Source organism: Sphingobacterium sp. UBA5789 (assembly GCF_002418355.1).
GTDB lineage: Bacteria > Bacteroidota > Bacteroidia > Sphingobacteriales > Sphingobacteriaceae > Sphingobacterium.
Genome location: NZ_DIDX01000007.1, coordinates 403635 through 428950 on the forward strand (window position 1 = coordinate 403635; position 25316 = coordinate 428950).

The 25316-nt window shown below is 38.2% G+C and carries 25 protein-coding genes; 7 read left to right on the plus strand and 18 right to left on the minus strand.

What is annotated here, in order from left to right:
• Positions 1 to 559 precede the first annotated feature (559 nt).
• The 6 genes from B4B65_RS19125 to B4B65_RS19150 all read right to left on the minus strand — a co-directional run bounded on the left by B4B65_RS19125 (position 560) and on the right by B4B65_RS19150 (position 10430).
• Positions 560 to 1393 (minus strand): hypothetical protein, encoded by an 834-nt coding sequence (locus B4B65_RS19125; RefSeq protein ID WP_293917958.1) that lies wholly within the window; start codon positions 1391 to 1393, stop codon positions 560 to 562.
• 56 nt (positions 1394 to 1449) lie between these two features.
• Positions 1450 to 1755 (minus strand): hypothetical protein, encoded by a 306-nt coding sequence (locus tag B4B65_RS19130; RefSeq protein WP_293917960.1) that lies wholly within the window; start codon positions 1753 to 1755, stop codon positions 1450 to 1452.
• Between the two features lie 154 nt (positions 1756 to 1909).
• Positions 1910 to 2404, minus strand: coding sequence for a hypothetical protein (locus tag B4B65_RS19135; RefSeq protein ID WP_293917962.1), 495 nt, complete (start codon positions 2402 to 2404; stop codon positions 1910 to 1912).
• Positions 2405 to 2408: 4 nt separating this feature from the next.
• Positions 2409 to 3602: an RHS repeat domain-containing protein gene (locus tag B4B65_RS21720; RefSeq protein WP_409590174.1), complete on the minus strand. Its 1194-nt coding sequence runs from the start codon at positions 3600 to 3602 to the stop codon at positions 2409 to 2411.
• A 307-nt stretch (positions 3603 to 3909) separates the two neighbouring features.
• Positions 3910 to 7386, minus strand: a complete 3477-nt coding sequence (locus B4B65_RS19145) for a DUF6443 domain-containing protein (protein WP_293917964.1) — start codon at positions 7384 to 7386, stop codon at positions 3910 to 3912.
• A gap of 11 nt (positions 7387 to 7397) precedes the next feature.
• On the minus strand, positions 7398 to 10430 hold the full coding sequence (locus B4B65_RS19150; protein WP_293917966.1) for a hypothetical protein: 3033 nt from the start codon (positions 10428 to 10430) through the stop codon (positions 7398 to 7400).
• Positions 10431 to 10965: 535 nt separating this feature from the next.
• Here B4B65_RS19150 and B4B65_RS19155 point away from each other — a divergent pair.
• The 7 genes from B4B65_RS19155 to B4B65_RS19185 are packed head-to-tail and all read left to right on the plus strand — an operon-like array spanning position 10966 to position 15717.
• Positions 10966 to 11325 (plus strand): hypothetical protein, encoded by a 360-nt coding sequence (locus tag B4B65_RS19155; protein ID WP_293917968.1) that lies wholly within the window; start codon positions 10966 to 10968, stop codon positions 11323 to 11325.
• The gene (locus B4B65_RS19160) at positions 11326 to 11829 is read left to right on the plus strand and encodes a hypothetical protein (RefSeq protein WP_293917970.1); all 504 of its coding nucleotides are present in this window, start codon (positions 11326 to 11328) and stop codon (positions 11827 to 11829) included. It abuts the gene before it with no gap.
• Entirely contained in the window at positions 11819 to 12448 is a 630-nt protein-coding gene (locus tag B4B65_RS19165; protein WP_293917971.1) for a toxin-antitoxin system YwqK family antitoxin, read from the plus strand. Before B4B65_RS19160 ends, B4B65_RS19165 begins: the two co-directional genes overlap by 11 nt.
• A gap of 2 nt (positions 12449 to 12450) precedes the next feature.
• The gene (locus B4B65_RS19170; protein WP_293917973.1) at positions 12451 to 13710 is read left to right on the plus strand and encodes a hypothetical protein; all 1260 of its coding nucleotides are present in this window, start codon (positions 12451 to 12453) and stop codon (positions 13708 to 13710) included.
• A 1-nt stretch (position 13711) separates the two neighbouring features.
• Positions 13712 to 14062 carry a type II secretion system protein gene (locus B4B65_RS19175; protein ID WP_293917975.1) on the plus strand — a complete coding sequence of 117 codons (351 nt, stop codon included), beginning with the start codon at positions 13712 to 13714 and terminating at the stop codon, positions 14060 to 14062.
• A complete protein-coding gene (locus tag B4B65_RS19180) occupies positions 14055 to 14555 on the plus strand; it encodes a type II secretion system protein (RefSeq protein WP_293917977.1) in 501 nt (166 codons plus the stop codon). The genes B4B65_RS19175 and B4B65_RS19180 overlap by 8 nt, the downstream gene beginning before the upstream one ends.
• Before the next feature lie 7 nt (positions 14556 to 14562).
• A complete protein-coding gene (locus B4B65_RS19185) occupies positions 14563 to 15717 on the plus strand; it encodes a type II secretion system F family protein (RefSeq protein WP_293917979.1) in 1155 nt (384 codons plus the stop codon).
• Positions 15718 to 15978: 261 nt separating this feature from the next.
• On the opposite strand, the gene B4B65_RS19190 is transcribed toward B4B65_RS19185, so the two are convergent.
• From B4B65_RS19190 to B4B65_RS19245, 12 genes are all read right to left on the minus strand, one after another.
• Positions 15979 to 16416 (minus strand): hypothetical protein, encoded by a 438-nt coding sequence (locus B4B65_RS19190; protein WP_293917981.1) that lies wholly within the window; start codon positions 16414 to 16416, stop codon positions 15979 to 15981.
• Between the two features lie 249 nt (positions 16417 to 16665).
• Entirely contained in the window at positions 16666 to 16956 is a 291-nt protein-coding gene (locus tag B4B65_RS19195; RefSeq protein WP_293917983.1) for a hypothetical protein, read from the minus strand.
• Positions 16957 to 17111: 155 nt separating this feature from the next.
• Positions 17112 to 17258, minus strand: coding sequence for a hypothetical protein (locus tag B4B65_RS19200; RefSeq protein ID WP_293917985.1), 147 nt, complete (start codon positions 17256 to 17258; stop codon positions 17112 to 17114).
• Between the two features lie 207 nt (positions 17259 to 17465).
• The gene (locus B4B65_RS19205) at positions 17466 to 17840 is read right to left on the minus strand and encodes a hypothetical protein (protein WP_293917987.1); all 375 of its coding nucleotides are present in this window, start codon (positions 17838 to 17840) and stop codon (positions 17466 to 17468) included.
• Between the two features lie 826 nt (positions 17841 to 18666).
• Positions 18667 to 18990, minus strand: a complete 324-nt coding sequence (locus B4B65_RS19210) for a hypothetical protein (RefSeq protein ID WP_293917989.1) — start codon at positions 18988 to 18990, stop codon at positions 18667 to 18669.
• A 6-nt stretch (positions 18991 to 18996) separates the two neighbouring features.
• Entirely contained in the window at positions 18997 to 20064 is a 1068-nt protein-coding gene (locus B4B65_RS19215; RefSeq protein WP_293917991.1) for a tail fiber protein, read from the minus strand.
• Positions 20065 to 20067: 3 nt separating this feature from the next.
• Positions 20068 to 20955, minus strand: a complete 888-nt coding sequence (locus tag B4B65_RS19220; protein ID WP_293917993.1) for a hypothetical protein — start codon at positions 20953 to 20955, stop codon at positions 20068 to 20070.
• Between the two features lie 5 nt (positions 20956 to 20960).
• A complete protein-coding gene (locus tag B4B65_RS19225) occupies positions 20961 to 21752 on the minus strand; it encodes a hypothetical protein (RefSeq protein ID WP_293917995.1) in 792 nt (263 codons plus the stop codon).
• An 11-nt stretch (positions 21753 to 21763) separates the two neighbouring features.
• Entirely contained in the window at positions 21764 to 22795 is a 1032-nt protein-coding gene (locus B4B65_RS19230; RefSeq protein ID WP_293917997.1) for a hypothetical protein, read from the minus strand.
• A 1-nt stretch (position 22796) separates the two neighbouring features.
• Complete coding sequence (locus B4B65_RS21660; RefSeq protein ID WP_313271031.1) at positions 22797 to 23546, minus strand: hypothetical protein; 750 nt, start codon at positions 23544 to 23546, stop codon at positions 22797 to 22799.
• On the minus strand, positions 23530 to 24423 hold the full coding sequence (locus B4B65_RS19240) for a hypothetical protein (protein WP_293917999.1): 894 nt from the start codon (positions 24421 to 24423) through the stop codon (positions 23530 to 23532). Before B4B65_RS19240 ends, B4B65_RS21660 begins: the two co-directional genes overlap by 17 nt.
• A complete protein-coding gene (locus B4B65_RS19245) occupies positions 24420 to 25316 on the minus strand; it encodes a hypothetical protein (RefSeq protein ID WP_293918001.1) in 897 nt (298 codons plus the stop codon). The genes B4B65_RS19240 and B4B65_RS19245 overlap by 4 nt, the downstream gene beginning before the upstream one ends.

The following is a 25316-nucleotide window of genomic DNA, read 5'->3' on the forward strand; positions in this document are numbered from 1 at the left end:
TCAACAGGCATATTTTATGATTGAGCAAATACTTCTCATCTATTTCTTGAATGAAACTAAAAAAGGAACTATCATCTTCCTTTTTTGCTTCAAGATCATCAATTAACTTACTTATATCCTCTTCAGAGTTTAGAAGTCGATCTTTATATTTAATTATATCTATCATTTATTCTTGTTTTATCCAGTAATCTAGGTATTTGATCAACTAATTTTTTTCGTTTTTTGCAACTTGATCCTCCTTTCGAGCCAATTCTTCTAATTCTGATCTTGTTTATTCCCATATACCGGGCTTGAGGATTTCTGCAAGCCAAACGAATAGTAATCATCTCTCTGCAGTACCTCTACACCTAATAATTATACGTTATTTACTTAAAAATCTCACTAATTACAGGTATAATACCTAATATTATCAAACCCAATGCAGAAAAAAATTTCTTAGCTTTCTCACCTGCTATCATCGGATCATCGTACACTTTATAGAACAAATTTTTATAAGCAAAAAAAGAACCACTTATAATCATTAAAAGACCCAATATCAAATATTTAAATTCCATTTATACTATTTTTCCTTTGATTTATCAAACAATCTATTCCATACATCAGCCGTTTCTTTTATGATACTTTCCACAATCATATTCTCTCCCTTTTTCACTGCTGCATCACCGACGACTCTTCTCGTAGCTTTAACACCCTGTTCTCCAAGTTCACCAAAAGCGAACTGAACTCCTAACTTAACACCACCGTTAACAATACTACTTCGTGAAAATTCATTAGAAATTACATTACCAAACACTTCAACTAAAGACCCAATAGTACCAACAGATTCTCCAACCACCACAATTTCAGGTTGTAAAGATATAAGACCACTATAAGTTGTTATATCTCCAACAGTTGATGTGGCATCACCAAGAGCACTAATAGGTTCTCCTATCTGTTGAGCTCCGGATTTAGCTGTATTGATTCGAACAGCACCTCCATTAGCAACTGCGCCACCCTCTGATAAATTAATATTTCCTGAACTTCCATCTTTTGTGAGAGATCCTCCCTTGTTCATATTATAAGAGCTTCCGGATCTTGTAGCCACATTAGCAGATTCTTTGACCCAATCTACGTTTGCATATCCTTTATCTTTTGCCTGAGCAACACTTGTTACATTCCTGTCATAGGTGTAGTAAGTTGTTCCTTTTTCTGATTTCCATTTAATCCAATCTTTACTTTCCATCCCATCAGGATCAATAAACCTAATCGGATTGCCAAAAGCATAGTTATAAGGTGAGTGACGACGCATCTTTTCCGCCAAAGGATCCACTCTGATAAACATCTGTACAACTTTAGTCTCATGCGAACACAAAGTCCAGAAAGCAATAAGAACCTGTTTATCAGATTGATACATTAGATTAAGACAGCCCATAAACCAAAGTATTCCTGCCAGTAAGGGAACTTTTGATCTTAATACTTCTTTACATATTCCTCCCAACTGTCAGGATATTCCTTTTTTATATCCCTAAGGATATAAGCAGGAACAGGCTCCTGTGAATAATCCACCCCTCTTGACTTTAAAAAAGTGATAACCTGTTTTTTTTTCTGGTATTCATCCGTGTTCATATCGATTATCTTACGCCTTAAAGTACCAAGTATGTAAATAGAATCTCCTTGTACAGTCTTGTACATAATACCATCATATTTCGCTCCTTTCTCCAGTAGATAGAGTGCTATATCGAATCGTTCATGTGTAATTGCGTCAGAAAGAGGCAAATGAGGAGTATAACTATACCAATCATTATAGAAATTAATATCAGCTCTTTCATCTACCAGTAGTTTAACTTTCTCCAGATTGTTTCCGGAAGAATAAGAAATGGCTTTATTCAGAGGTGTTACCCTGCCCCCATATTCCAGAGAACTATTTCTTTTATAAGGAGTCTAAGCTAAGTTCATAAACATCCCCCAATTCACCATTACATTTTATGAAGATATTCTTAGGAACTTCAGAAAAATCAATTTTGGTGACTAAAGATTGGTCACAGTCATTTTTATTTGTGTTATAAAAGAACAGTTCATTCTTGTCTAACTTCATAGGCAAATCACTTATTGCTCCCAACACATACTTCCCAAAGTATTGTTTTTTACTATCATATAACAAAACAGCACCTGTAGTATGATTATTAGGGCCCCATACACGACCCGATGTAACTACATAATATTTCCCTTCGGTTTTTGTATCAATTTTGCCTAAATAAGTTATAGAGGCTTCATTAATATAACCCTCCTTATCGCTCAGATTGAACTTAAAAGTCTCACCAATAACGCCTTTGGATAAAACAGACAATACAATATCTTCTTTATCTTGAGAGAGTCCAGAACAAGACAAACAAAGCAAAATAAACACCATTAAAAGCTTATTCATAATTCTAATAGTTTTGTGGGCTTGGTTTTACAGAGCTTCTGATCATATCTTTTATAGATTTCAGATAGTCCTGTCCATATTTAGCAGCGCCACCTCCGTTGTAGTTATTAATAGCCTTATCCCATCCCTGAAATTTAAAACTCATTTGATCAGTTTTAGGGTTATATCCGACTCCACCCTTAAAGCCTTTGGTTGCTAAATCTTTTATACCCGCATTAATTGATGTAACAGGACCAGGTACAACCCCTTTTGAAAGACCATAATTCGCTTTATAAGGGCTATAATCTGCAAAATTACTAACACCATTATTAACCTGCATAATATCTTTTTTCTCATTCGCCTCCGCCCCTGTGCCAACACCAGATTCTTGCATTGCAATAGCTTTTACCGTAGTAGGATCTAGATCAGGTATTTGAGATGTAGCAGATGATGGTATTGATTTCCCTCCATCAGTCACCAATGATAGAGAACCTTCGTTTTTATCCATATTGAATACAGCTGTACTTGCCGCTATTTGGTAATCGTATTTTTGATAAACAGACCCTGTTGTATTAGAACCGCCTTTACCTGTTATAACATTAGGCATTGTAACTAGTTGATAATTACCATCCGAATCTTTCACATAAGTTTTAAATTCAGTTTTTGAGATAACTCGGCTTGTTTCTTGTCCCTTTCTATTAAAATACACAATATCTGTTGGTCCCATTCCATCTGGATCAATAAACCTAATCGGATTGTCAAAAGCATAGTTATAAGATGAGTGACGACGCATCTTCTCCGCCAACGGATCCACAACATTCCATCTTCCAATCACAGGGTCATAGAATCTGGCTCCATAGTCCAGTTGGCCACCTAACTCCTCCTGCTTCTCTTTCCCATTATAAAGATACTTATTATTTCCATATACAGGGTTTGGGGATTTCTGTAACCCAAACGAATAGTAATCATCTCTTTGCAGTACCTCCACTGCATTTGTACTTGGGTTACGGTAGACGGTAGCTCTGACATTTCCCAGGTGATCCGTCAGGTTATAACGATAAGTATAAGTGCCGTTTGCATTTCGGTAGGCCACGCCTTCTGCAGTATGGATCAACTCAATCGCTCCGTTCTGGTATTCTATTCCTCCTGCATAATCCCGCTGTCCGATGGTGTTTGCTGTTTTACGAAACTTATTGCTTTTTATAACACAGTGACACACTCCAGCAGCCTGTCAATTATTAGCTAGATATACCACAAAATATAGGAATAGACAAACCGTAATCAGTATGTTTGAAATTAATAAGGCCAGATTTTTTACAAGTATTTTCTTTTTGTATAGGAATAGCAATATCAAGATCTGTAGAAGCAAAAAGCAAAGTGATAGCCACAATGAAGATCTATTATTTGTTGCTCCCGTACCAAAAACTAAAAAATCTACTAATACATCAATGATGGATAAAAGAATATATACTCCAACATTCAATACTATTGAAAGTATATAAAAAAATATTTTTTTCATATGATTATTAATTTACCGTTACTTTTATCCCGTAAGACTTCATTTGGTTAATAAAATCGTTTATTAATTTACTATTATCTCCCTTGCTTTTCTGATACGCTTTTATAAATGCACCGACCTCAGTTGTAAAGGTTTTATTTCTATGAGAGTTTTTTACCTGTCCTGCTTCTGTACTAGTTCTAAAACTTGTATTATTTCCCATATCATTTCCTGAGAGCATATCCCAATTATGATCGATAGAAAATGAATTTACTTCATTGGGGGCATCTATAGAGTTTGATTGGTGAGGTGCCAAGTTCAACACATAGTCAATAACATTGTTTGGATCTGTAAATTGATCTGCATTTTTCTTAATTAGCTTTAAAAGAGCATCAGTATAGCCAGCTCCAAATGCAGCCCCTCTACTATGCGTATAAATTTGAATTTTCTCTGTAATTTTACCACTCAGAGGATCTCGCTCTAACATAGAGAGAATTTTCTGAAAGTCCGCCCTTGCGGCATTTTGTCCCCCATTAAACCTGTCAGTTGCTCCAATTGCATAGTAATTACTCATAACCCTCTCTCTATTGCGAATTACGCCTCCTCTATTCCCATCAACGAATAAGACTTGACCTCCAGGATTGGGTATTCCTGAACTTGCAATCGTTCTCAATAATTGTACATCCCAATAAGATTTATTTCCTCGTTCACTGTCACTGTCTGTATTTCCATTAATGTAGATCGGCAATTCACCATCCGTATCAATAAAGTTAACGGGGCTATTTAATGCATAAACATAAGATGAAGACATTTCAACTAGTTCTGCTTTAGGATCCACAACATTCCATCTTCCAATCACAGGGTCGTAGAATCTGGCTCCATAGTCCAGTTGGCCACCTAACTCCTCCTGTTTCTCTTTCCCATTATAAAGATACTTATTATTTCCATATACCGGATTTGGGGATTTCTGTAACCCAAATGGATAGTAATCATCTCTTTGCAGTACCTCCACTGCATTTGTATTCGGATTCCGGTAGATGGTGGCTCTGACATTGCCCAAGTGATCCATTAGGTTATAACGATAAGTATAAGTGCCGTTTGCATTTCGGTAGGCTACCCCTTCTGCAGTATGGATCAACTTGATTACTCCATTCTGGTATTCTATTCCGCCGGCATAATCCCGCTCTCCCGTGGTGTTTGCTGTTTTTCGAAGTTTATTGCCACCTGCATCATACAGGTAGGTAATCGTGTTCCCTGCTCCTGTCACCTGCTGTGGTAGATTCAGGTGATTGTAGCTCAGATTCATTCCCATACGGTCGGTCTTTGCATTGCCGTTTTCATCATAGCTGTAGCTGCCATTGATACCACCCGATACGGTATTTAGTCTATTGCCGGTATAGCTGTAGCTGATCCCGGATCCATCACGGGTAAGTTGGGTGATATTACCCATATCGTCGTAGTTCAGGATTTCAGACATGCCGGATGTAGGACTGCTTCCAGTGGTCAACCGGTTCAGTTTATCATAACTGTACACAAAGTGCTGATTGAGGCTTGTCGTCTGCCCCCATTGCTGTTCGGAGATGTTGCCGTTCCATTGTGCTGCTGCTCCTTTGACCGGATCCTGATAACTGAGCTGCTGACTAAAGTGAGGTGAAGTAGTGTTTGTCATCCATCCCCGCTCATTGTACCGGTAATCTGTCGTATTCACAGGGTTATTTCCCTGTTGATCTGCTCCTACTGTCTTTGTCTTGAGCTGTCCGATCTCATTGTAACTGTTGGCCAGTAAGGTAATTTCTGGTTGACTGTTGATCTGTTGTCTGCTATTGACCAGACGACCTATATGGTCGTATTCGTTGGTGGTTATTATGGTAGTGGTTTGTCCGTTAACGGTATGTCTGCGGATGCTGCTTTCCAGTTCTCCGGTGAAGCTGTAGCTGTTGTCCGTGATATCTGTACCACCAATATGGTTCTGACTCTTGCTCTGGATTATTCTGCCATAGTCGTCATAATAGTGGGTGGTCAGCAGCATAGTACCTGTGCCCAGGGTGGTGGTTTTGGTGCCGGTCAGTAAGGTCTTGACCCTTGCTCCGGAAGCCTGATTTCCTGCAGGAGCGCCAAAGCTGTTCTCCGGAAAGTCATACCGGTCGTAGTAGTGGATCGTATGGTAATACGCAATATTCGTCGGAAAGACAGCATTGGTATACCCCTGATCTGTGGTTGTCGGGTTTTCCCAAAGCCGGCCTGCTGTCTGGCCATTGCTGTTGATCTGGGCAGTAAGCGCAGCTGCACTCTCTGTGCTGGTATAGATACCGGTCATAATCACCCGGCCGAATGCATCGTATTTGCTGAACAGCCATTCTCCGGCTGCTCTGCGGTTGGCATCACGGCTCAGTACTATTTGGTCATTGTTATTATACACCAGCTCTTCTTTTCCTTTGCCCGGGATCTTTTTCTCTGTCAAGCGTCTGCGTCCGTCATATTTATAACCATAGATGTATGCATCGTAGCTGGGGTCTGCAGCATCTTCACTGAATGTGTTTACAGTTACTGCAGGAGGGACCACATAGCGAAGATCGCCGAAGTCATCGTAGACATAATGCGTCTCCAGTTTTTTGCTATCTGTTTCCCACACCCGTTTCAGGACTACTCTTCCATCAAAGTCTTTGTATTCTTCTACGGTGCCACTCTTGCCACTGCTCCAGTTCTCATCCTTGATGGTGGTTTTATATAGCCTGCCCGGTTGGTAATAAGTGGCTGTGGCGCCGTTTTCGGATGCATTGAGCTGCCATAGTTTCACATCATTAGTTTCATTGGTGCCATAGTCTGTACGTACGGTATGGCCTGAACTCAGCTGCCAGGCTTCGCCGGGTGAGCCTTGAGCCTGCACCCGGTTCAGCGGACTGTTCTCAAACTGGGTTTCCGAATAGGGATAGCCTGTTTTCTTTACTGCTGCATCCCAACCGGAGGTAGGATTATAGAAATTCATTACATCCACTCCGGCTGTGGGCTTATAGCTGCCATCCATGCTTGCAGAAGTGGCATAAGGAAGATACTTTTTGCTCTCTCTGCCGAAACCGTCGTACTCTGTATGCTGTACGATGTCCTTGTGGGTAGGGGAAGCCATGACCTGTACACTCTGCAGTGGCCGGCCTAAGCCGTCAAAGTACTGTACTGTCTGGTTCTCCTCTTCTACGGTGCGGGACTGGGATAAGTTTGCGAGCGTCACCCCTGCCTTGCGAAAGGTACGTGTCAGGATATAATTCTGGTTACCACTCGGCTGGGTTTGTAAAACCGGATGTGTCTGCAGGCTGCTGCTGGTATAGATCCGTACCGTACTGCCTGAAGGGATATGGAAGCCCGGCTTCAGGGTAACACTCCCACTGGCTTTGATCTGACTCTGACCGCTGTAGCTGGTCAGAATCAGACCCGTATTTTGTCCCTTAACCGTTGATAGGGTTAGCAGGATTGATAAGGTTAATATCGTGGATAAAAGCTGTCTTTTCATAATCGGACTTATTAAGGGCGGTAATGGTAATGGTAGCTCTGTCTGAGCTGCTGAAACTGATCCAGAATGTGCTGCAACCGTTGCAAACCATCATATTGATAATACTCCGTCTGCCCTCTGGCATCGGTCTTACTTGTCATGCCGACCAGGGGCTTGTAGGTATAAGAAGTGATCTGAGAATTGCTTAATCTGGAATTATTACGGAGTAAATCAGAGACAAACTTAAGTTCCTGATCAGACGGAATTTTATTTTCGAGATCTTTTAAAATTTCATTTCCGCCCATAACAGAAACTACAGTATTGATATCTGCATTTTTAATCTCAAAAATGGGATATGAACCTCTATAACTATATAGGTATATGGTATAGATGCCGTCATTCCTTTTGTAAGACATCACATTAGCATTCCCGGAATATTTATTAACAGATAATAGGGATTCATAAATATTATTTTTCAGATTACGCGACTCTACGCTACCCAGAACAAAAAAATGAGGATAGGGATTAACGTAATTATATTTATCTAAAATGAAATTTGAAGAAAAAACGGTCTTTTTTTCAATTATTGAATTCAGCATATTTCGCTGAATCATGTTATTTACTATACTATTTCCAGTTCCTTCTACATCTGAAGTATATGTATTCTCTTCTGAATAACTTGTTCCGTCACTTCGGTTGACAATCTTTTTTATGACCTGATATTTATCATTATAAAAAAGATTTGTACTGGAAGTTAGTGGATTACTGAAATTATCATAATTTTTCTCCCATATATTTTTCAATCTTCTTACACCAGAATAAATAGGGTAATCAAAAATATAATAATCTGAATATTGATCAGTTAGTGCAACAAATTGATCAGCACAGCCCCCTCTGACGACTCCTTTTCCAATCTCAATTCCTTTTCCTACAGACCTTTCAACATTCTCATAATCATATAGGGATTCTTTAGTGAGTACATAAGAGCCGTTAATCTCCTTAAATACAGAAACTGACTCTACTTTACCATTTGGCCATGAAAACGGAATCTGATATATAGTATTAGGGTATATAGGGGATCCATATAGACCACGATCCGTAAAAACAGTATACTTTGAAACCATTTTACCATTTGCTTTATTCATATTTGTGGTGTATTCGGCTACCTCTTCATAACAAATCGGATTTCCGCTAAAAGAACTCAGATTATAAAAAGAATTTCCCAGATAAACCTTTCTTTTAGTATTACATCTTGTACAACCTCCAAAACCGCCCGAACTTCCCGTAATATATTCTCCGGTATATGCATAGCCTATTTTATTAAACTGTGCTGAAATAATTATTCCGGTTCCTTCTTCCTGCTGTCCATATCTAAAATCTTTAGCTACAGCTATACTATTATCAGCATTATAGTTAACTATTCTCCGTACTCGCAGTCCAAAACCTTCCCCGATTTCTTTAACATCCTGTTCAACGGGGATTTTTATTGTAATCTCAGCAAATGCTCTCCTGTTTCCGATAGCCTCGGCATAAAGCTGATACTTTCTTCCGGCTATCAATGGAGCAACGTCGTTTCGCAAAAGATCATTATGAGGATCTCCACCCATTACAAAAATAACCTGATTTGTAGTTAAATCAGTTAAACGTATAAACGGTCTGCTGTTGACTCCCGGCAAATCTGCAAACTTCCGGATATTAACAGTCATTATGGCGGGACCTGTTAAACGCTCTGGCATAGTAAATGTAAGTGAATTAACCGGAGTCATATCTCCATTTGCGACACAGGATATGTATTCATTTGACTGCTTTCTGTAACTTTTGACAAACTGATTGTTTGAATACTCAAACACGGAATATCCTTTTGTTGGATAAGTAACCTTCTTAAGTATTCCGGCTTCTATATGGGCTGAGGAGATATCTCTTTTCGCAGATCCGACATTGACTATATTCTGATTCACTATATCTTGTCTTGCTTTTAACAATGATGTGTTTGTCAGTTGTCCGTTATAGTATCCCCACTCGTCCTGAGCAAAACTATTTACTGCAGGCAATTTTATTTCACTGTAGTCAAAACGATATTTCTGGTCTTGATCTATTGTAAGGGAATCCAGTTTCAATCTTTTTTTCAAGAAACTGTTCGTCACATTTTCATTTGCTGTAAAATAATCGGTATGAAAATCTATTGTTCTGATCTTTTCGTACCTACTTAAGTTAGGGTTTACAGCGTAAACCTCCATTTTACTTAATTTCCTTCCACCTCCATCCTCACGATGATCTACAGAAGTAAGTTCAATATAACCTAAACTAAAGCTGATTTTTTTAAGTCTCAATGAAGTGTATTTCCGGGTTGTCATTCCACTGATTTCAGGTCCCAGATTATATATGCCGGTACAATTATCATCTGCCTGATAACTTTGCGAAAAACTATGTGAATATTCCTGTGTCGGATAGGAATCACTTATGTATTCAAACTTTATAGTATCTGTTTTATCAGCAGATATCATTTTGGAAAGATACCATGTAGAGCAACCGCTGGGAAGAGGTACATCCCCACGAAAATAAGCCGATACGTATTCTTTGTCATAAAACTGATATTCATTCCCATCTTCATCTGTCAGGATAAAACTATTTCCATTATCCTCTTTTACCTTTACAGCATTAGATTCTATCATCTCGACCTGACCTCCGGGAGTAAATATAAATTTGCCACTCCGACCATTTATATTGAAATAGAAATTGTCCGGTTTTGTATCCTCATAACCCTCTTCAATCCTTTTTAAGTAATTCAGATTATTTTGGGTTGCACCCTCACGTACTATACTTTCCACAGATCGGAGTCCGATACTTTTGAATCCTGTAGGTCCAAAATCATCACCTCCGTTTATTGTTCTGGAAACAGCTCCACCTAAATCCAATACCCAACCTAAACCTGTCCATCCTGATCTTTCATCAACCCGGACTCCATTAAATGCAACATAATTTAAGGTAATAGGTAACCTGAATCTGGAGGTTCTCAATTCATATAAAGGGATAGTAAGATTGGTTTTTCCAGAATTATTATCCATTTTATATTCTCCGAAGACGCCCAATCCTGCTGCATCAGGAGAAGGTGGAATAGAAACAGGATTTACAACCTTTTGTTGCTGACCATATATCGGATAACAACATAAAATCAATAAACAAACCGATAGATAAATACGTATTTTATTGTAACATAAAATAGATTTTAACACCATTTTTAGTATGACATTTAACATAATAGCAATTAATAATTTATTTCAATAAAAAGTCAAAATACATCCAGATATAATTGATCATAATCAATACCGTTAGCTTCCTAAAGCCGATATGATATATACATTTAGGTACGGGTATTATTTATAGTAAATTTCTTAAGAAACAAATAGCAATAAAAATTCTACGAAAAAAATATTACTTAAACAAAACAAATATAACGCAATTACAACTAAAGTAAAACAAAATTTAAAATAAAAGAAATACCACAACCCTTACAGATGCTACATTTCAAAAAATAACCCCTTAACTATTCACCCCTATTCATCAAATTTCTTATCTTTATGAAATAATATTAACCCGAATATGAAGATACCATTCCTTATCGCTGCTATAGCTTTGTTTAGCTCATGTGCTGATTTTATAGAGTACCCTTTAGAGAAGGAACAGGTAGCTCTTCTTGGTCCTGCAGACAATTTTTCTACTGCAGATACACTGATTACATTTTGGTGGAACACACATCAGGATGCCAAAGCTTACAGACTACAGATAGTAAGTCCGGATTTTGAAAAGGTCGGAAGTGATGTTATCGATACACTGGTTGCAGGAGATAAAGCCAGATTGCCACTCAAAGCAGGAGCTTACACATGGCGTGTACGGCCGGAAAATAATGGCAGCGTAGGGATTTACACTTACCGCAAGCTGGAAATCAAGGCAAAGAATTAAATGAAAAACAAAGCACTGACATATGGACTCATTATTGTAGTGATCGCACTGTGGGGCTATATTATCTACACCATATTCGCTTCAGTATCTGAAGACAATACAACTGCTGTTATACGGGCTTCAACAATAGAAAATGAAACTGTCAATCTCAACTATTACCGGATCAAAGATGATGTACTGCTGACTCTGGATTATGAAGACCCTATGCTCAGAGGCATGGATATTCCTCAGGAAAATATAGATGCACCAGCTGTAACCAGCACTAATCCTGCTCCTTATTTTACTCCGGCTCCTGTACTTCCACAGACTAAAGTAGATTATCTGGGTTACATCGAAAATGAAAATGGCAGAAATGCAACAGCCATCCTGGCTATACAGGGGAAACAACATATGGCCAATGCGGGAGATCAATTACAGGGTGTAAAAGTGCTACAGATCAAAAGCACTTTTGTAAAAGTTCAGGTAGACGGCGAATCCAAAATTATATATAAAGATGAAGATTAGAATTTATTTAACCTTGCTCGGCCTTTCTCTGGTTTTATCATCGGGAGCGCAGAAAAGACAAGAGGTACAATATAACCGTTTTACCATAAACGGTGAAGACGGGTCAAAGCAGACTTTTTTTGCGGAAGACAAAAGAATAAATTCAAAATCTGACAGAATATATTCCTGGTATGCCTCTAATAAAATAACACGTACTGCCGGAGGATTCAGCGGCAAACTTCTCGACGGAGAGTATACCCGCTATTATCCCAATAAAAATCTCGCTGAGAAAGGTATTTTTAAGTTTGGCCTTAGAAATGGTTTATGGCGTAGCTGGTCTGCTGAAGGTCTGCTGACTAAAGAATCCAACTGGGTAGAAGGTATAGAAACAGGTGCATTTGTCCAATATAACTCCGATGGCAAACAGGAAAAGAAAGGAGAACTGAAAAACGGAAAATTGCACGGTGCTATCCAGCTATTTTCCGGATCAGACAGTACATCTGTACAGTACTACAACGAAGGAAAATCCATCTCCGAGGAAGAGTACACCAACAGCAATCTATTCCGGAAGTCCGGCAGTTATCTTGGTCGTACATTCGGTAAACTGTTTAATAAAAATAAAGAACCCAAACAGAAATAATTATGCTGAAGGCCGCAGCATTACATCTGGCAATTATTATCTCGCTGATCATAACGCTTATTCTGGGATCTATGCTTTATCTGGCCTTCTTCTTCAGAGATCAGACAGCACGATTCAACCGTTATGATCTTCTTCAACAGGAACTGGAAGCTGGTATCACCATTATGCAAACGCTTGATTTTCCATATACCTCCGGAGACAGTGTTCTGCATTCTGTATTGTATTCCGGAGACTCCATTTCGGTGAACAAGCAGCAATGGGGAATATTTGATATCGGATATGTCAGAAGCTATATTCAAAAAGACACTCTTCAGAGAGTTTTTATGATGGGTATACCATTGCAGGATAGTCTTGTTCTGTATGTAGCGGATGAAGACCGGCCGATATCTGTAAGTGGCAAAACCGACATTGTGGGAAATGTTCAGCTTCCTAAAGCCGGAATTCAGCCAGCCTATGTGGATGGCAAATATTATTCCGGACATAAAGATATTGTACAGGGAAAAAAGAAAGACAGCGAACGTCAACTTCCCAAATTACAAAAGAAACGGCTGGATCATATACAGCAATTATATGATCTGCTGGATAATGAAGATTTAGCTTCTATTCCGTCAGGCAGTTTAAAGGAATCCTTCTACAGGTCTGCAGCACAATACAGAAGTATGGAAGCACTGAAACTGACTGCAGACAATATATCCGGACATGTCATTTTAGTAGTGGACAGCACTTTACATATCTCCTCCAATTCGGCTATTCACAATGCCATAATTGTAGCGCGATCCATCAACATTGAAAAAGGTTTTAAGGGCAGTGCCCAATTCTTTGCTTTGGACTCCATTATGGTAGAAGATGAGGTACATCTGCAATTTCCATCTGTCTTGGGGATTGTAAAATCGTCAAAAGAAGATTCAAAACCTCAGATACGTATTGGTAAGAAATGTCGTATCGAAGGAACAGTGTTCTATTATGAAGATAAACGATCGCCTGTACCAGCTGTTGTCTCGATAGGAAAAGAATCTATAATTTCAGGTGATATGCTTGTATACGGCATGTTGCAGTATGAAAAGCCTGTACAGTTTATAGGGACTACTTATTGTTATCGTTTTCTTGTCAAAACACCGGCTTCCATTTATGAAAACTTCCTTATCGATCTGACCCTGGACCGCAAGAAATTAAGTCCGTACTACCTTCGCTCTTTTTTATGGGATCCTGCACAGAAAACAGTTTCTGCTTCACTTCTTCAGTCGCTGAACAATGGTCAATAAGATGAATATATCTTTACGGGCATCTACTCTGGTGGAGGTGCTGATTGCATTACTGATTATTATGTCTGTATTTGCAGCAGGAATGGTTATATTCGCTAATATAAACAAAGCATCCCGAAGCCAGACACAGCAGCAGATAAAAATGCAACTCAAGGATCTGCAAAAAGAATATGAAAAGTACCCTGTCACAACGGAAGAACATATCATCAGAGACAGTATTGCCTATACCATTCGTATTGTGGCCAGTCAGGATTATCCCCGATTAAAAAGAATAACGGCTTCTGCCCGACATCCTCACAGCGATCTTATTTTGGACAGTTTAGTGGTATTAAAAGAGAACAGAGATGAATAAGGATAAGTTAAAAGCATTTACCCTGATTGAGATTACGATAGCAATGCTTATAGCAGCTGTAGTAATCGGTCTCTGCTATTATACGTTTCAATTGTTTATGAATCTGTCACATGAACAGCAGCAAAAGAAAAATGAGCAGTTTCAGGCAGAGCTTTTACAGCATCTGCTTGTCCGGGATTTTGACCATGCAAGAGCTATTTATCTGGAAGATGAACGGTTAACAATACAGGATAGCAGCGGAGAGATAAAATATACACTCTCTGCAAATCATATCTTACGAAACCAATATAATCTTCGTACAGATACTTTTCAGATGAAAGTACTGGAACACAAAGCTGAATTTGAAGGTCCCAAATTACCCGACCCAAATCTGATCAACAGACTTTCCTTACAGCTGCAGCAGGAAAAACAAACATGGAGTCAATCCTTATCTAAGAACTATACGGCACAGCAGCTGATGCGTATAGAAAATCTGCAATACTCTTTTAATTAACACGACTATGCCGAATATTGACATCTCCCAATACAAGAAAAAGAAAAAAACGACAACTGCGGGACGACCTGTTACTGATCAGGAAGCAAGCATATGGTCGTTTATGAACAAGGATATCAGTTTTGGAGATGGTCAGTTACCGGATCGTAAAAAAGAAGAATTTTACCTTGAACTGAGCACGCTTCTGTTGTCAGGAGTAGACCTGAGGACATCCTTTGATCTGGTTTTACTGGAAAAAGAAAAATCCAAGAATGGAAAAATTTTTACCGGCATAAAAGATGAAGTACTGAAAGGAGATGCACTTTCTGAAGCCATACGTAAGACAGGTAAATTCAGTGATTATGAATATTACAGCATCAGGATCGGAGAAGAAACAGGCAAATTAGGGCAGGTCCTGAAAGAACTGGCTCAGTTTTATAAAAATAAGATCAGCCAGCGTCGCAAGATTGTATCCGCGCTAACTTATCCAGCTATTGTATTTTCAACTTCAATAGGAGCTGTATTCTTTATGCTGAAATTCGTTGTGCCTATGTTTGCAGATGTCTTCACCCGATTTGGTGGTCAGCTCCCCTGGATCACGGCTTTTATACTCAAGGTTTCTAATTTTCTGGATCAGACATTCTGGGGATTTATCCTGATTGTTTTTACTGTAATCATTATTGCCTATGTCAACCGTAAGAAGCTGTGGTGGCGAAAAGGTTATGCCAAAGTACTGCTTAAGTTACCTCTATTCGGGGATATTATACGCAAGATACATCTGGCCAGATTTGCCAATACTATGCGCCTTTTGGTCAGTACAAATACACCATTACTAACATCTATACAGCTTGTACAGCAAATGGCGGACTTCTATCCTATTGAAGACTCTTTACGGCAGACTGAAGCACTTATTATGCGAGGAGAATCACTACACCAGTCATTAGGTAAGTTTTCCTTCTATCCGGCCAAGATCGTACAGCTTATCAAGGTTGGAGAGGAAGTAAACCGACTGGATTTTTTCTTTGAAAAAATAGCTGATCAATTGACCGAAGAAGTAGAATACCGTACCTCCACTATCTCCAATTTACTGGAACCTTTTATTATTATTTTTCTCGGATTAGTGGTCGGTCTGATTCTGATCGCCATGTACCTTCCGATGTTCCAGATGAGTAATAGTTTTTAGAATAATCAAAATGAAATTCATACTTTACTATCCTTATTTTTAAGTTTAAATAATACGTTTTATTCTCTGATAGCTCATTCTAAAGAACCAGTTATCTGTTGAAGTCCTTTGTTTGCATATTTTTATTTATCTAGACTGTGATATTCAGGAATTAAAAAAAACAATTTTCTGAATATCGCAAGGATTCCGGATGATTTTCATTTCAGCTGTCCTAGATAAATTAGGGTAAAAGTAATATCGCACAACAATGATTCTAACTATTTATCTTTTTAACTTTCTGTTATGATATATCACGTAGCTTACATAAATTAAGATTAAATAATAATGTATTTGAAATATTCTTGAAGGGTAAAATTCCAACATTTTTTCATATGGTCTAATCTTTCTGTAATCAATTCCTACATATTCTAAAAACAAAGGTTCTACAAAATCTGTTATTTTGTTTAATGATAACAGGATTAATAATGAAATAAGTATTAGACTTATTTTTATTTTAGGCACAAACTTCACAAATATTATTTCGCCAATAATAACAAAGCTAATTACGCCAAAGAAAACTACTTTCCAAATATCCAAATTTTCCGAAAACAAAAGTGTTAAAATCTTAGATGCCTGAAAACTAAAATCAATCACTTCCCTCAATAAGAAAACAATCAAAATTCCTTTTAGCAAGATTTTATTTGGCATTTCATTTTTCATCAACTTCTTAAATTTATAGTCTAATATTTCAAAATACTAATTTACTTTGCTTCTTCTTGTTGTTATAAGTGGCATTCAAATACCATGAGTGTCCCCTTTTTAATTTTGTCTTTTGCTACTTTTTCTTTTTTAAAGCTTTCCGATATTTCTTGACGCGGTTAGAGGGTTTTTAACAATATCGCCAACCAATTCTTTGCCATTAGTAGGCTAATTTTATTTATTCACTACTAAATGTTATTATTTAAAATATTATTCAATAATAAAAATCAATTTCTCCTCTAAAAACACTTCCATTTGTAATAAGTATTTATCAGCATCTTCAAGAGTCACACTATTTCCTTTTGTTGCATTTAAAATTTCCAAAGGTGTCCAGAAATCATACCATTTCATAATAAGATCTTGATCCTTAAATTCTCCTGCATATAATGCTCCTTCTAATTCGTTTACCAAATCAAAAAAAAATAGTTTTCCAGTACGAAAACCTGCGATTAATCCAATCATTTTACGCCAAAGTCTAGATTGATGTTTGCTGAACTGCATATTAATTTCCAATTTTAATTATAGTAATTACCTGCCCCCACTCCTTTTGTAGTTTTTAAAGATTTATCAGCTCCAAAACCCGCAAATAATGTCCGAATTTCTAATAGTGCTTTATTAAATACTAATAATGTTTCATTTTGCCATTGTATAGATTTTTATTTTTCAAATTCTTGTTTCAAAAGTTTCTTTTTTGGAGGGTCTTGTTCATTCTGATCCAAATATTCATTTTTCAATTGACTGAACATAGCTACAGCATCTTCTTTGGTATACTTGAATCTTCCCTCGATTTCCTCAACAGCCATCCCATCAGGATCGATAAAGTATATCGGATTGTTAATAGTTTAGTTATATAGAGACCAATCTCTGTATTGCTCCGCCAACGGATCCACCACATTCCATCGTCCAATCTCCGCATCATATAACCTAGCCCTGTAATCGTACTGGCCGCTTAACTCCTCCTGTTCTTATTAGCCAATTCCCAGATTATCGGAAAGTAATTACAATACTTATCATTTCCATTTCACTACTATATCACTTCCACAAATAATATCTATTATATTGTTAACATTTCCTATTGAATAGTGTTTCAGTCCCCAATCCTCAAACATTTCCCTACTTTCCATATGAAACCATTTTAAATAACTGGAATTATCAGAGGTTACAAATCTCCTGTAGGATGAGTTTTCATATAATGTTTTTAATCGAGCTCCCTCATCAACAACTCGATACGCCATTACTCCTTTAATATTAAATTCTAATATTTTATTATCCTCCATTTCTGCTAACCGAATGGTGAGTATACCTTCACTATCCGATAAACTTACAAAATACAAATCTTTAGGAATTGGAGTAATAATAGGTTCCCATTTTATAAAATCATTCATAATTAATATGTAAATTTTGTTTCCTTATGTTTTGTTGTTGGGTTATAAATTTCTATAATAGGTCCATCATCTTGGGAACTATGATCTTTAACATTTAAAGTTTTTCCTCCTGTTTCTCTTCGCCAACACTTGTCAGCCCACTGTGGCTGATAAGGATACTTATTATTTCCATATACAGGATTTGGGGATTTCTGCAAGCCAAACGACTAGTAATCATCTCTTTGGTAGGCTGTATTTATTATTTTTACCATAGTTGCAGACTCTTATTCACATGAGTACGTTAGGAAGAAGAGTAGAATCTACTTTAAAATTAATTTGTATAAGCTTTTCACGATATCCGTATAATTTTCATTTTATTTAACGTGAATAATACCTATTCCGGGGGTAATCAGAAACAAAAATATTTATAGAAATCGTATAATAAGCGAATTACGCCTATAACAATAAAATAAAACCAATATTTTTTGAGTGCAGACCAACCATCATATACAGAATATCGAACCATAAGTCCTGCTGCTATAAAGAAAGCAGAAATAAACATGCTTATTAAATACGAAAGTTCCATGTAATTAATTAAAAAATTTCATAACGAAATACAGGCCGCAAATTATACAACCAACATACTATTGAAATCCATAACCGTATATAATTACTGGGCAATATATCTGTTCTTGTTTCATCATAAACAGGAGATTTCTTTCCTTTTATAAAAACTTTAAAAATAAATATTGATATCAAAAGCAGTCCTACCCCAATTAATAATTCTTCATATTTTATCATCACTTATTTTTATATTTATCTAATGTCTTGTCCGTATTATTTTTCGTCATGATAGGCTCCACCCTAATCCAACTTCTGTCTCTCTCTGACTAACTTTGATCCCTGAAGCATGGTAGTTTAAACTGAATGGCAGGCTCTTGCCTCCAACTGAAATTTCAAACAAAGGGATGGAAACAGGAAGTACACCAGTGTATTCTGCTGCAGGATACACCCCATACTTCCCAAGTTCTGCAGCATTTGGTGGTTGCGGATCAGGTAAACGAATTACTTCAGGCTTTTGCCCTGCCGGGCCTTGTGCTCGTGTTTCATATTGTGTTAAAAAAACACAAACAATTGAGATAACAGTGTATAAAATATGGTTACTTTTCATCAGATTCTATTTTAGGTTTATTCTGTTCAGTTGTTGCTCAATTTCAGAAATACGTTTATTCTGTTGCTGCAGCTGATTTTCCTTTTCAATAAGATGAAGCGTCAGCTCTTCTACTTTCTTCAGTAGAAGTTTGTTCATTTCGCCTAATGACACACCTTCCTTTTCGGCTTCTGCAGCCTTTGGCATATCCGGCAGATGACCATGTTCTTCGATGTAAGTCTGAAGCTCGGAAAGCGATCTCAACTCATAGTCTTTCTTAAATACATAATCCGGCCAGTTGGCAGCTTCTACTTTGACTTCCTGTGAACGGATTTTACCGTTTACTGCCAGATCATACTCCCGCGGGGTACTGGTTTTGATACCAACTTTTCCGGAGAAATAGGCTACATCAGCCTGACTTTTATTGATTCCCAAAAGTGCTTCTATGGTCGGCTCATTACCATCTACAACTTCTGCTCTGGGACCGTAAAAATATTGACGATCATTTGGATTAGTATCGTAATGAAGATAAGTTCTGTGTAAAGTAGTGGTGGCTAAATCAGGAAACTTAAAATCCTGTATTTCGGCGACCTTGGTTCCTGTGACACCATCGTATATACCTCCGTAATATGTTGTTGACGGATCAGCACTTCCATGAATATAGCCAACGACCAGATACCATCTATCCAGTTCGGGTAAATCACCATACCAGAAATAAGGATTAGCATCAGGTACATTATTAAGTGTATTTACATTCCGACAACCAAAGTAACTGTAACCATCTGTAGAATTCGTTTTCTTCAACCAGACCGTAAATCGATACATTTTCCGATGATCGATTTCAAAAGGTTTGGAATTCCATCCCGCATTCGCATCATTTATTCCCCCAACTCCTTTCCATAATATTACGCGGTTACCATAGGGTCCGACACCCCATTCTCTTATACTGTTACCTGGATCTCCATGCACCTCCAAAAAAGCAGTACTTCCGGTACCCGGCACCCAATCACTGAGATTTACAATGTTCTGGGCAAGGGTATAATGACAAAGCAGCATAAAAGCTATAAAACTGGTAAGAGAAAGTGTGATTTTCATATTCTATTTTTTCTGAAGTAATAACTGGTTTATCTGCACTTGTTGTACTTCACTATTCTTTTGCATTTGCAGAATATACAGCGTCAGCTCTTCTACTTTCTTAAGCAGAAGCTTATTCATCTCACCTAATGACACCCCTTCCTTTTCGGCTTCTGCAGCCTTTGGCATATCCGGCAGATGACCATGTTCTTCGATGTAAGACTGAAGCTCAGAGAGTGGCTTTAGTTCATAGTCTTTCTTAAATACATAATCCGGCCAGTTAGCTGCTTCAACCTTGATCTCCTTTGCTCGGATATTTCCATTGACGGCCAAGCGTTCTGTTGGTGTAGTTGTACCAATACCGGTATAGCCATTAGCTAAAACTGTAACTTTGGAAGCCCCGTTTGTAATAATGGAAAAGGGATGATTGGTATGCGTACCGACTATACCTCCTGCAACTGCTCCATAATACCCGCTTTCATGTGACCACAGACCACTTCGCACGACTCCTGTAGTCACCAGCATCTTGGCATGTCCTTCTCCGTTGACCTGAAAAGCTCTATGCCAGCCCTCGTTGTTCTCAACTACTGTTGTACCTACACCGATATTGCCATCAGGCTGAAATACCATATAGGTTTTATCAAAGTTCTTTCCGATATAAGAAAACTTCTCAGAACTAATCCCATTACTATGATTACCGTATGAACCTAACATAATAAATGTCTGGCTTCCATCCTGATTGGATATACGATACCCTCTGGACCATCCACCACTACCTATAAAGTTCATATTCATATTTATCCCACTTGCAGGTGCATCCAAACCAATCTGCACCCGATAATCCTGCTGTGCAGATACTATTTGAGTAAGAAGTAAACCCAGAGCTACTCCTGCTGATTTTATAGTTTTCATATTCATTATTTCTCCTCCAGTTTTTTTAATCTTTCAACCATATCAGCCAATTGCTGCTCATGCTGTTTTTGAATTTTTTCTTTTTCTATAAGATGCAATGTCAGTTCTTCGACTTTTTTCAGTAACACCTTATTCATTTCCCCCAGAGAAACTCCATCCGTTGCAACCTGCTTAGCAGAAGGAACTTCAGGAAGATGCTTATGTGTTTTGATATAGAGCTCCAGATCTGATAACGTTGGTAAAGTATAACGTTCTTCAAATACATAATCCGGCCAGTTGGCGGCTTCCACTTTGATCTCCTGCGCACGGATATGACCGTTGACGGAAAGAAGTTCACCTCTGGAAACAGTTGTTCCCAATAACAATCTTCCTTCTGCATCCAGACGCATACGCTCAATATTGTTATAGGTATTAAAGGTTAGAAAACCTCCTGTCGCATCACCCCCTCTTAGAAAATTAATAGAACTGTTAATGTATCCGTAAAAGGAGTGTTCAAGAGCAAAACTTTTCCACCCATACTGCGTACTGTATTGGGTACCATATCCGCGCACGCCCAGAAAGGTACCTTCTCCTGTAACATCACCTTCAAGCAACCGGCCTAAAACCGTTCCCAATTGGCCATTATGAATATAAGGGGCAGCTACATCCAATATCGCTTTTGGAGAGGTTGTTCCTATTCCGACCGGACCTGAAGCCGGAAAGGTATTAGTCTGTGCAACTCCCTGTACAGACATTACAACATAACACAGCATAGCTATTACTCCGGTTCTGGTTAACTTTCCTAAGATAGTTTTCATGTTTTTGAAATTTAATTTTTCTTTAACGTGTCAATTTGTTTTTGTAGATCAATAATATACAGCGTTAGTTCTTCGATTTTTTTCATCATGAGCTTGTTCATCTCCCCTACCGAAAGACCGTCCTCTTCTATCACTTTAGCAGAAGGAACTTCAGGAAGATGACCATACTGTTTAATATGGTTTTCTAAGCCTTCCAGAGACTGTAATTTATACTGAGGCTTAAATACATAGTCCGGCCAGTTGACGGCTTCTACTTTGACTTCCTGCGAACGAATCTTCCCATTAACGGCAAGATCATACTCCCTAGGTGTATTCGTTTTGATACCTACCTTACCTGAGAAATAAGCAACTTCACTCTGTCCCTTATTTATACTCAGCAGCGCTTCTATTGTTGGTTCATTACCATCTACCACTTCCAGTCTCGGAGCATAAAAATATTGATGGTCGTTAATATTGGGATCATAATAGAGGTATGTACGATGATTGGTATGCCAGCTGCCAGGCAAAAATTTAAAATCAACCATATCTATCACTTTTTCTCCTGTAGTACCATCGTAAATTGCTCCAAAATGTTGAGTGGAAGGATCATCCGCAGCGTGAATGTATCCGACCAGCAGATACCAGCGGTCCAGTACCGGCAGATCCCCTTGCCAGAAGTAGGGATTATTATCCGCCACATTATCGAGTCCCGCAACAGATACACAACCAAAATAAGTAGTCCCGTCGCGTGAATTTGTTTTTTTGATCCAAACAGAAGAACGATACATTTTTTTATAATCTATTTCTACCGGGTTACTATCCCAGCCTCCGTCACCGTCAGCATTTCCTTCCGGACTCGCTTTCCAGAGTACGACCCGATTAGCATGTGGCCCGACTCCCCATTCTCTTGTATTTTCGATCGTCTGACCATTCTGATTAAACATTCCAGCTGAGCCAGCTCCTGTCTTCCAGTCGGTTAGATTTAATAAATTCTGTGCATAAGATAATGATGATGACCCAGCCAGCAAGAGTCCAAGTAAGTAGTATTTTATGTGCATTTTCATGTTATTTCATATTATTTTTAAGTTCATTTATCTCCTGGCGCATTTCTTTTAATTCCCTGATTTCCTTATCCTTTTCTATCAGGTATAACGTAAGCTCCTCAACCTTTTTAAGCAGCAGTTTATTCATCTCACCCAGCGATATTCCTTCCTTTTCAGCTATCTCTGCTTTCGGTATATCCGGAAGGTGTTTATTGTTTTTAATAAATGCTTCTATTTCAGAAAGGGATGTCAGCGGATAATCTTCTTCAAATACGTAGTCCGGCCAGTTAGCTGCTTCGACCATGATCTCCTTTGCACGAATATTGCCTTTGACAGCCAGTTTCTCTGAAGGTGTGGTAATACCGATTCCCAAATTACCATCTTCATTTAATACCATTTTAGGAATACTCCAATTTGTAGAATTAATCTTACTTGTAAAGAATTTAATAGAGTGGTTCTCTGTGGAAATTGCCCCTAGTTGTCTGAAATGTCCGGAGTAAATATTCAGATCATTTCCATATGTTCTTATCTGTGCATCATAAGTATTTTCTATCCCTAATTCTAAGCTCGGATAATTGCTATCTGATCCAATACGCAACCCTACAGTCCCATTAATTCCCCCAGCACCCAGATTAATATTTAAAGGTGCCAACGGTGAAAGTGTACCAATTCCTGCATAGCCGGTAGTTGGAAACGTATTCGATTGAGCCATTACCCATGAAGCACTTGTACTGAGAAGTGCAGTACACAAAATTCTAATTCTTTTTTTCATAATTTTCTATTTTATCCAATCGCTTAAGAACCATATCCAACTGTTGCTGTTGCTTCTTAATAATGGTATCCTTTTCAATCAGATACAGCGTCAGCTCTTCAATCTTTTTCATCATAAGCTTGTTCATTTCTCCGACAGATAGTCCATCCTCTTCTATCTTTTTAGCAGAAGGGACATCCGGAAGATGTTTATTGGTTTTAATAAATGCTTCTATTTCAGGGAGGGGTGTCAGCTGATAATCTTCTTCAAATACGTAGTCCGGCCAGTTAGTTGCTTCGACCTTGATTTCTTTTGCACGGATATTACCGTTAACTTCCAGTTGCTCTGTAGGCTTGGGTATGCCAATACCTACTTTTGCGACAGTATATAAATCAGATTGCAGTGTGTGCTCTTCCGGCAATATCTGTTTAACAGCATGAGCAGGAGGTTCTGCTTTTTCAAAAGCCGGTTGCCATTGCCCTGCCACTGATTCCAGATTTAGCACAGCATAAAAACCTGTATAATATGGAAAAACAGCATAGAAATCCCATGTATTCTGATTGGTCTGTACAATGGTCAGCTCCGATATAATCTTTGTTTTTCCTGTAATATAATAAGTACCAGCACCGTAAAAATTATCGGTATGATGAATTCCGTTACTGGTTCTGAAATGAATAAAACATTCGCCATTCTGGAGAACATCGGCATTATATCCTTTTCCGCTAAGAATACTGATCCGGGCATCTGCACCTCCCTGAGGCAGGGTCAGTCTTCCAAATTTATACCATCCGGGAAGATGTTCTGAATTTCCCAGATTGAAATTCTGAGCATACACATTGGACACCAATACAGCCATAACTGCAGTTAATACGATTTGCCAGAAAATTACTCTTCTCATTTTAGTATCCTTTTGTTAGTTCGCAGCTTCTTTATTTCTTGCTGCTGACTATGGATCTGCTTCTTCATTTCTGTCTGTTCATTTTTTAATTGCTTATTGGCAACAGACAATTCTATCATATATAAAGTAAGCTCTTCAACCTTTTTGAGCAGGTCAATCTGAAGATCACCTACGTTAATACCATTCCGGTGCATCTCTGCCGCTGAAGGAATATCCGGCAGATGGCCATTTTCTTTGATAAATTGTTGCACACTCTTCAGATCCGGTAAGTTATAACTTTCTTCGAATACATAATCAGCAGTTTTTGTCGTTTCCACACGTAGCTCATGCGCTCGTACTCCACCTACTACATCCAGACGATACTCCGGATCGGAAGTCCCGATCCCAATACGCGAGTCCGCAAAAAAACGGTATGGACGTATTGCTGTATTCGCTTCGAAAACAGCTTCAGACATAGTGATTCCTGATTGCAGCGGAGCTATATAATTTTCATGGAGCAAATTCATACGGATGGTTACCGAAATATCATTTCCGAATGATGTCAGGTGGTAGACAGGGATAACGGAACGAACAGAATCAAAATCACCGATATTCCATTGTAAGGCAAGCGGTTCAGAAGCAATTGCAATCTCAGAAGACTGACTAAGGTAAGTATTAACGGTCCCTCCACCATATACGATATCTATTCTCTTTGATAACAGCCCACGGTTCAGTTGATAATTATATCCTCCGGTAAGGGAAACTTCTACAATACCGATAAAGGGAAGTCCCTTTGGAATCTGAATATAACTGACCATTCCGGATTGGTTATGCGGAAAGGAAACGGTAAAAGATTTTTCAAAAAAATGCTGACTATATCCTGCTGAAGGCCACAACATTATGATTAACAGCAT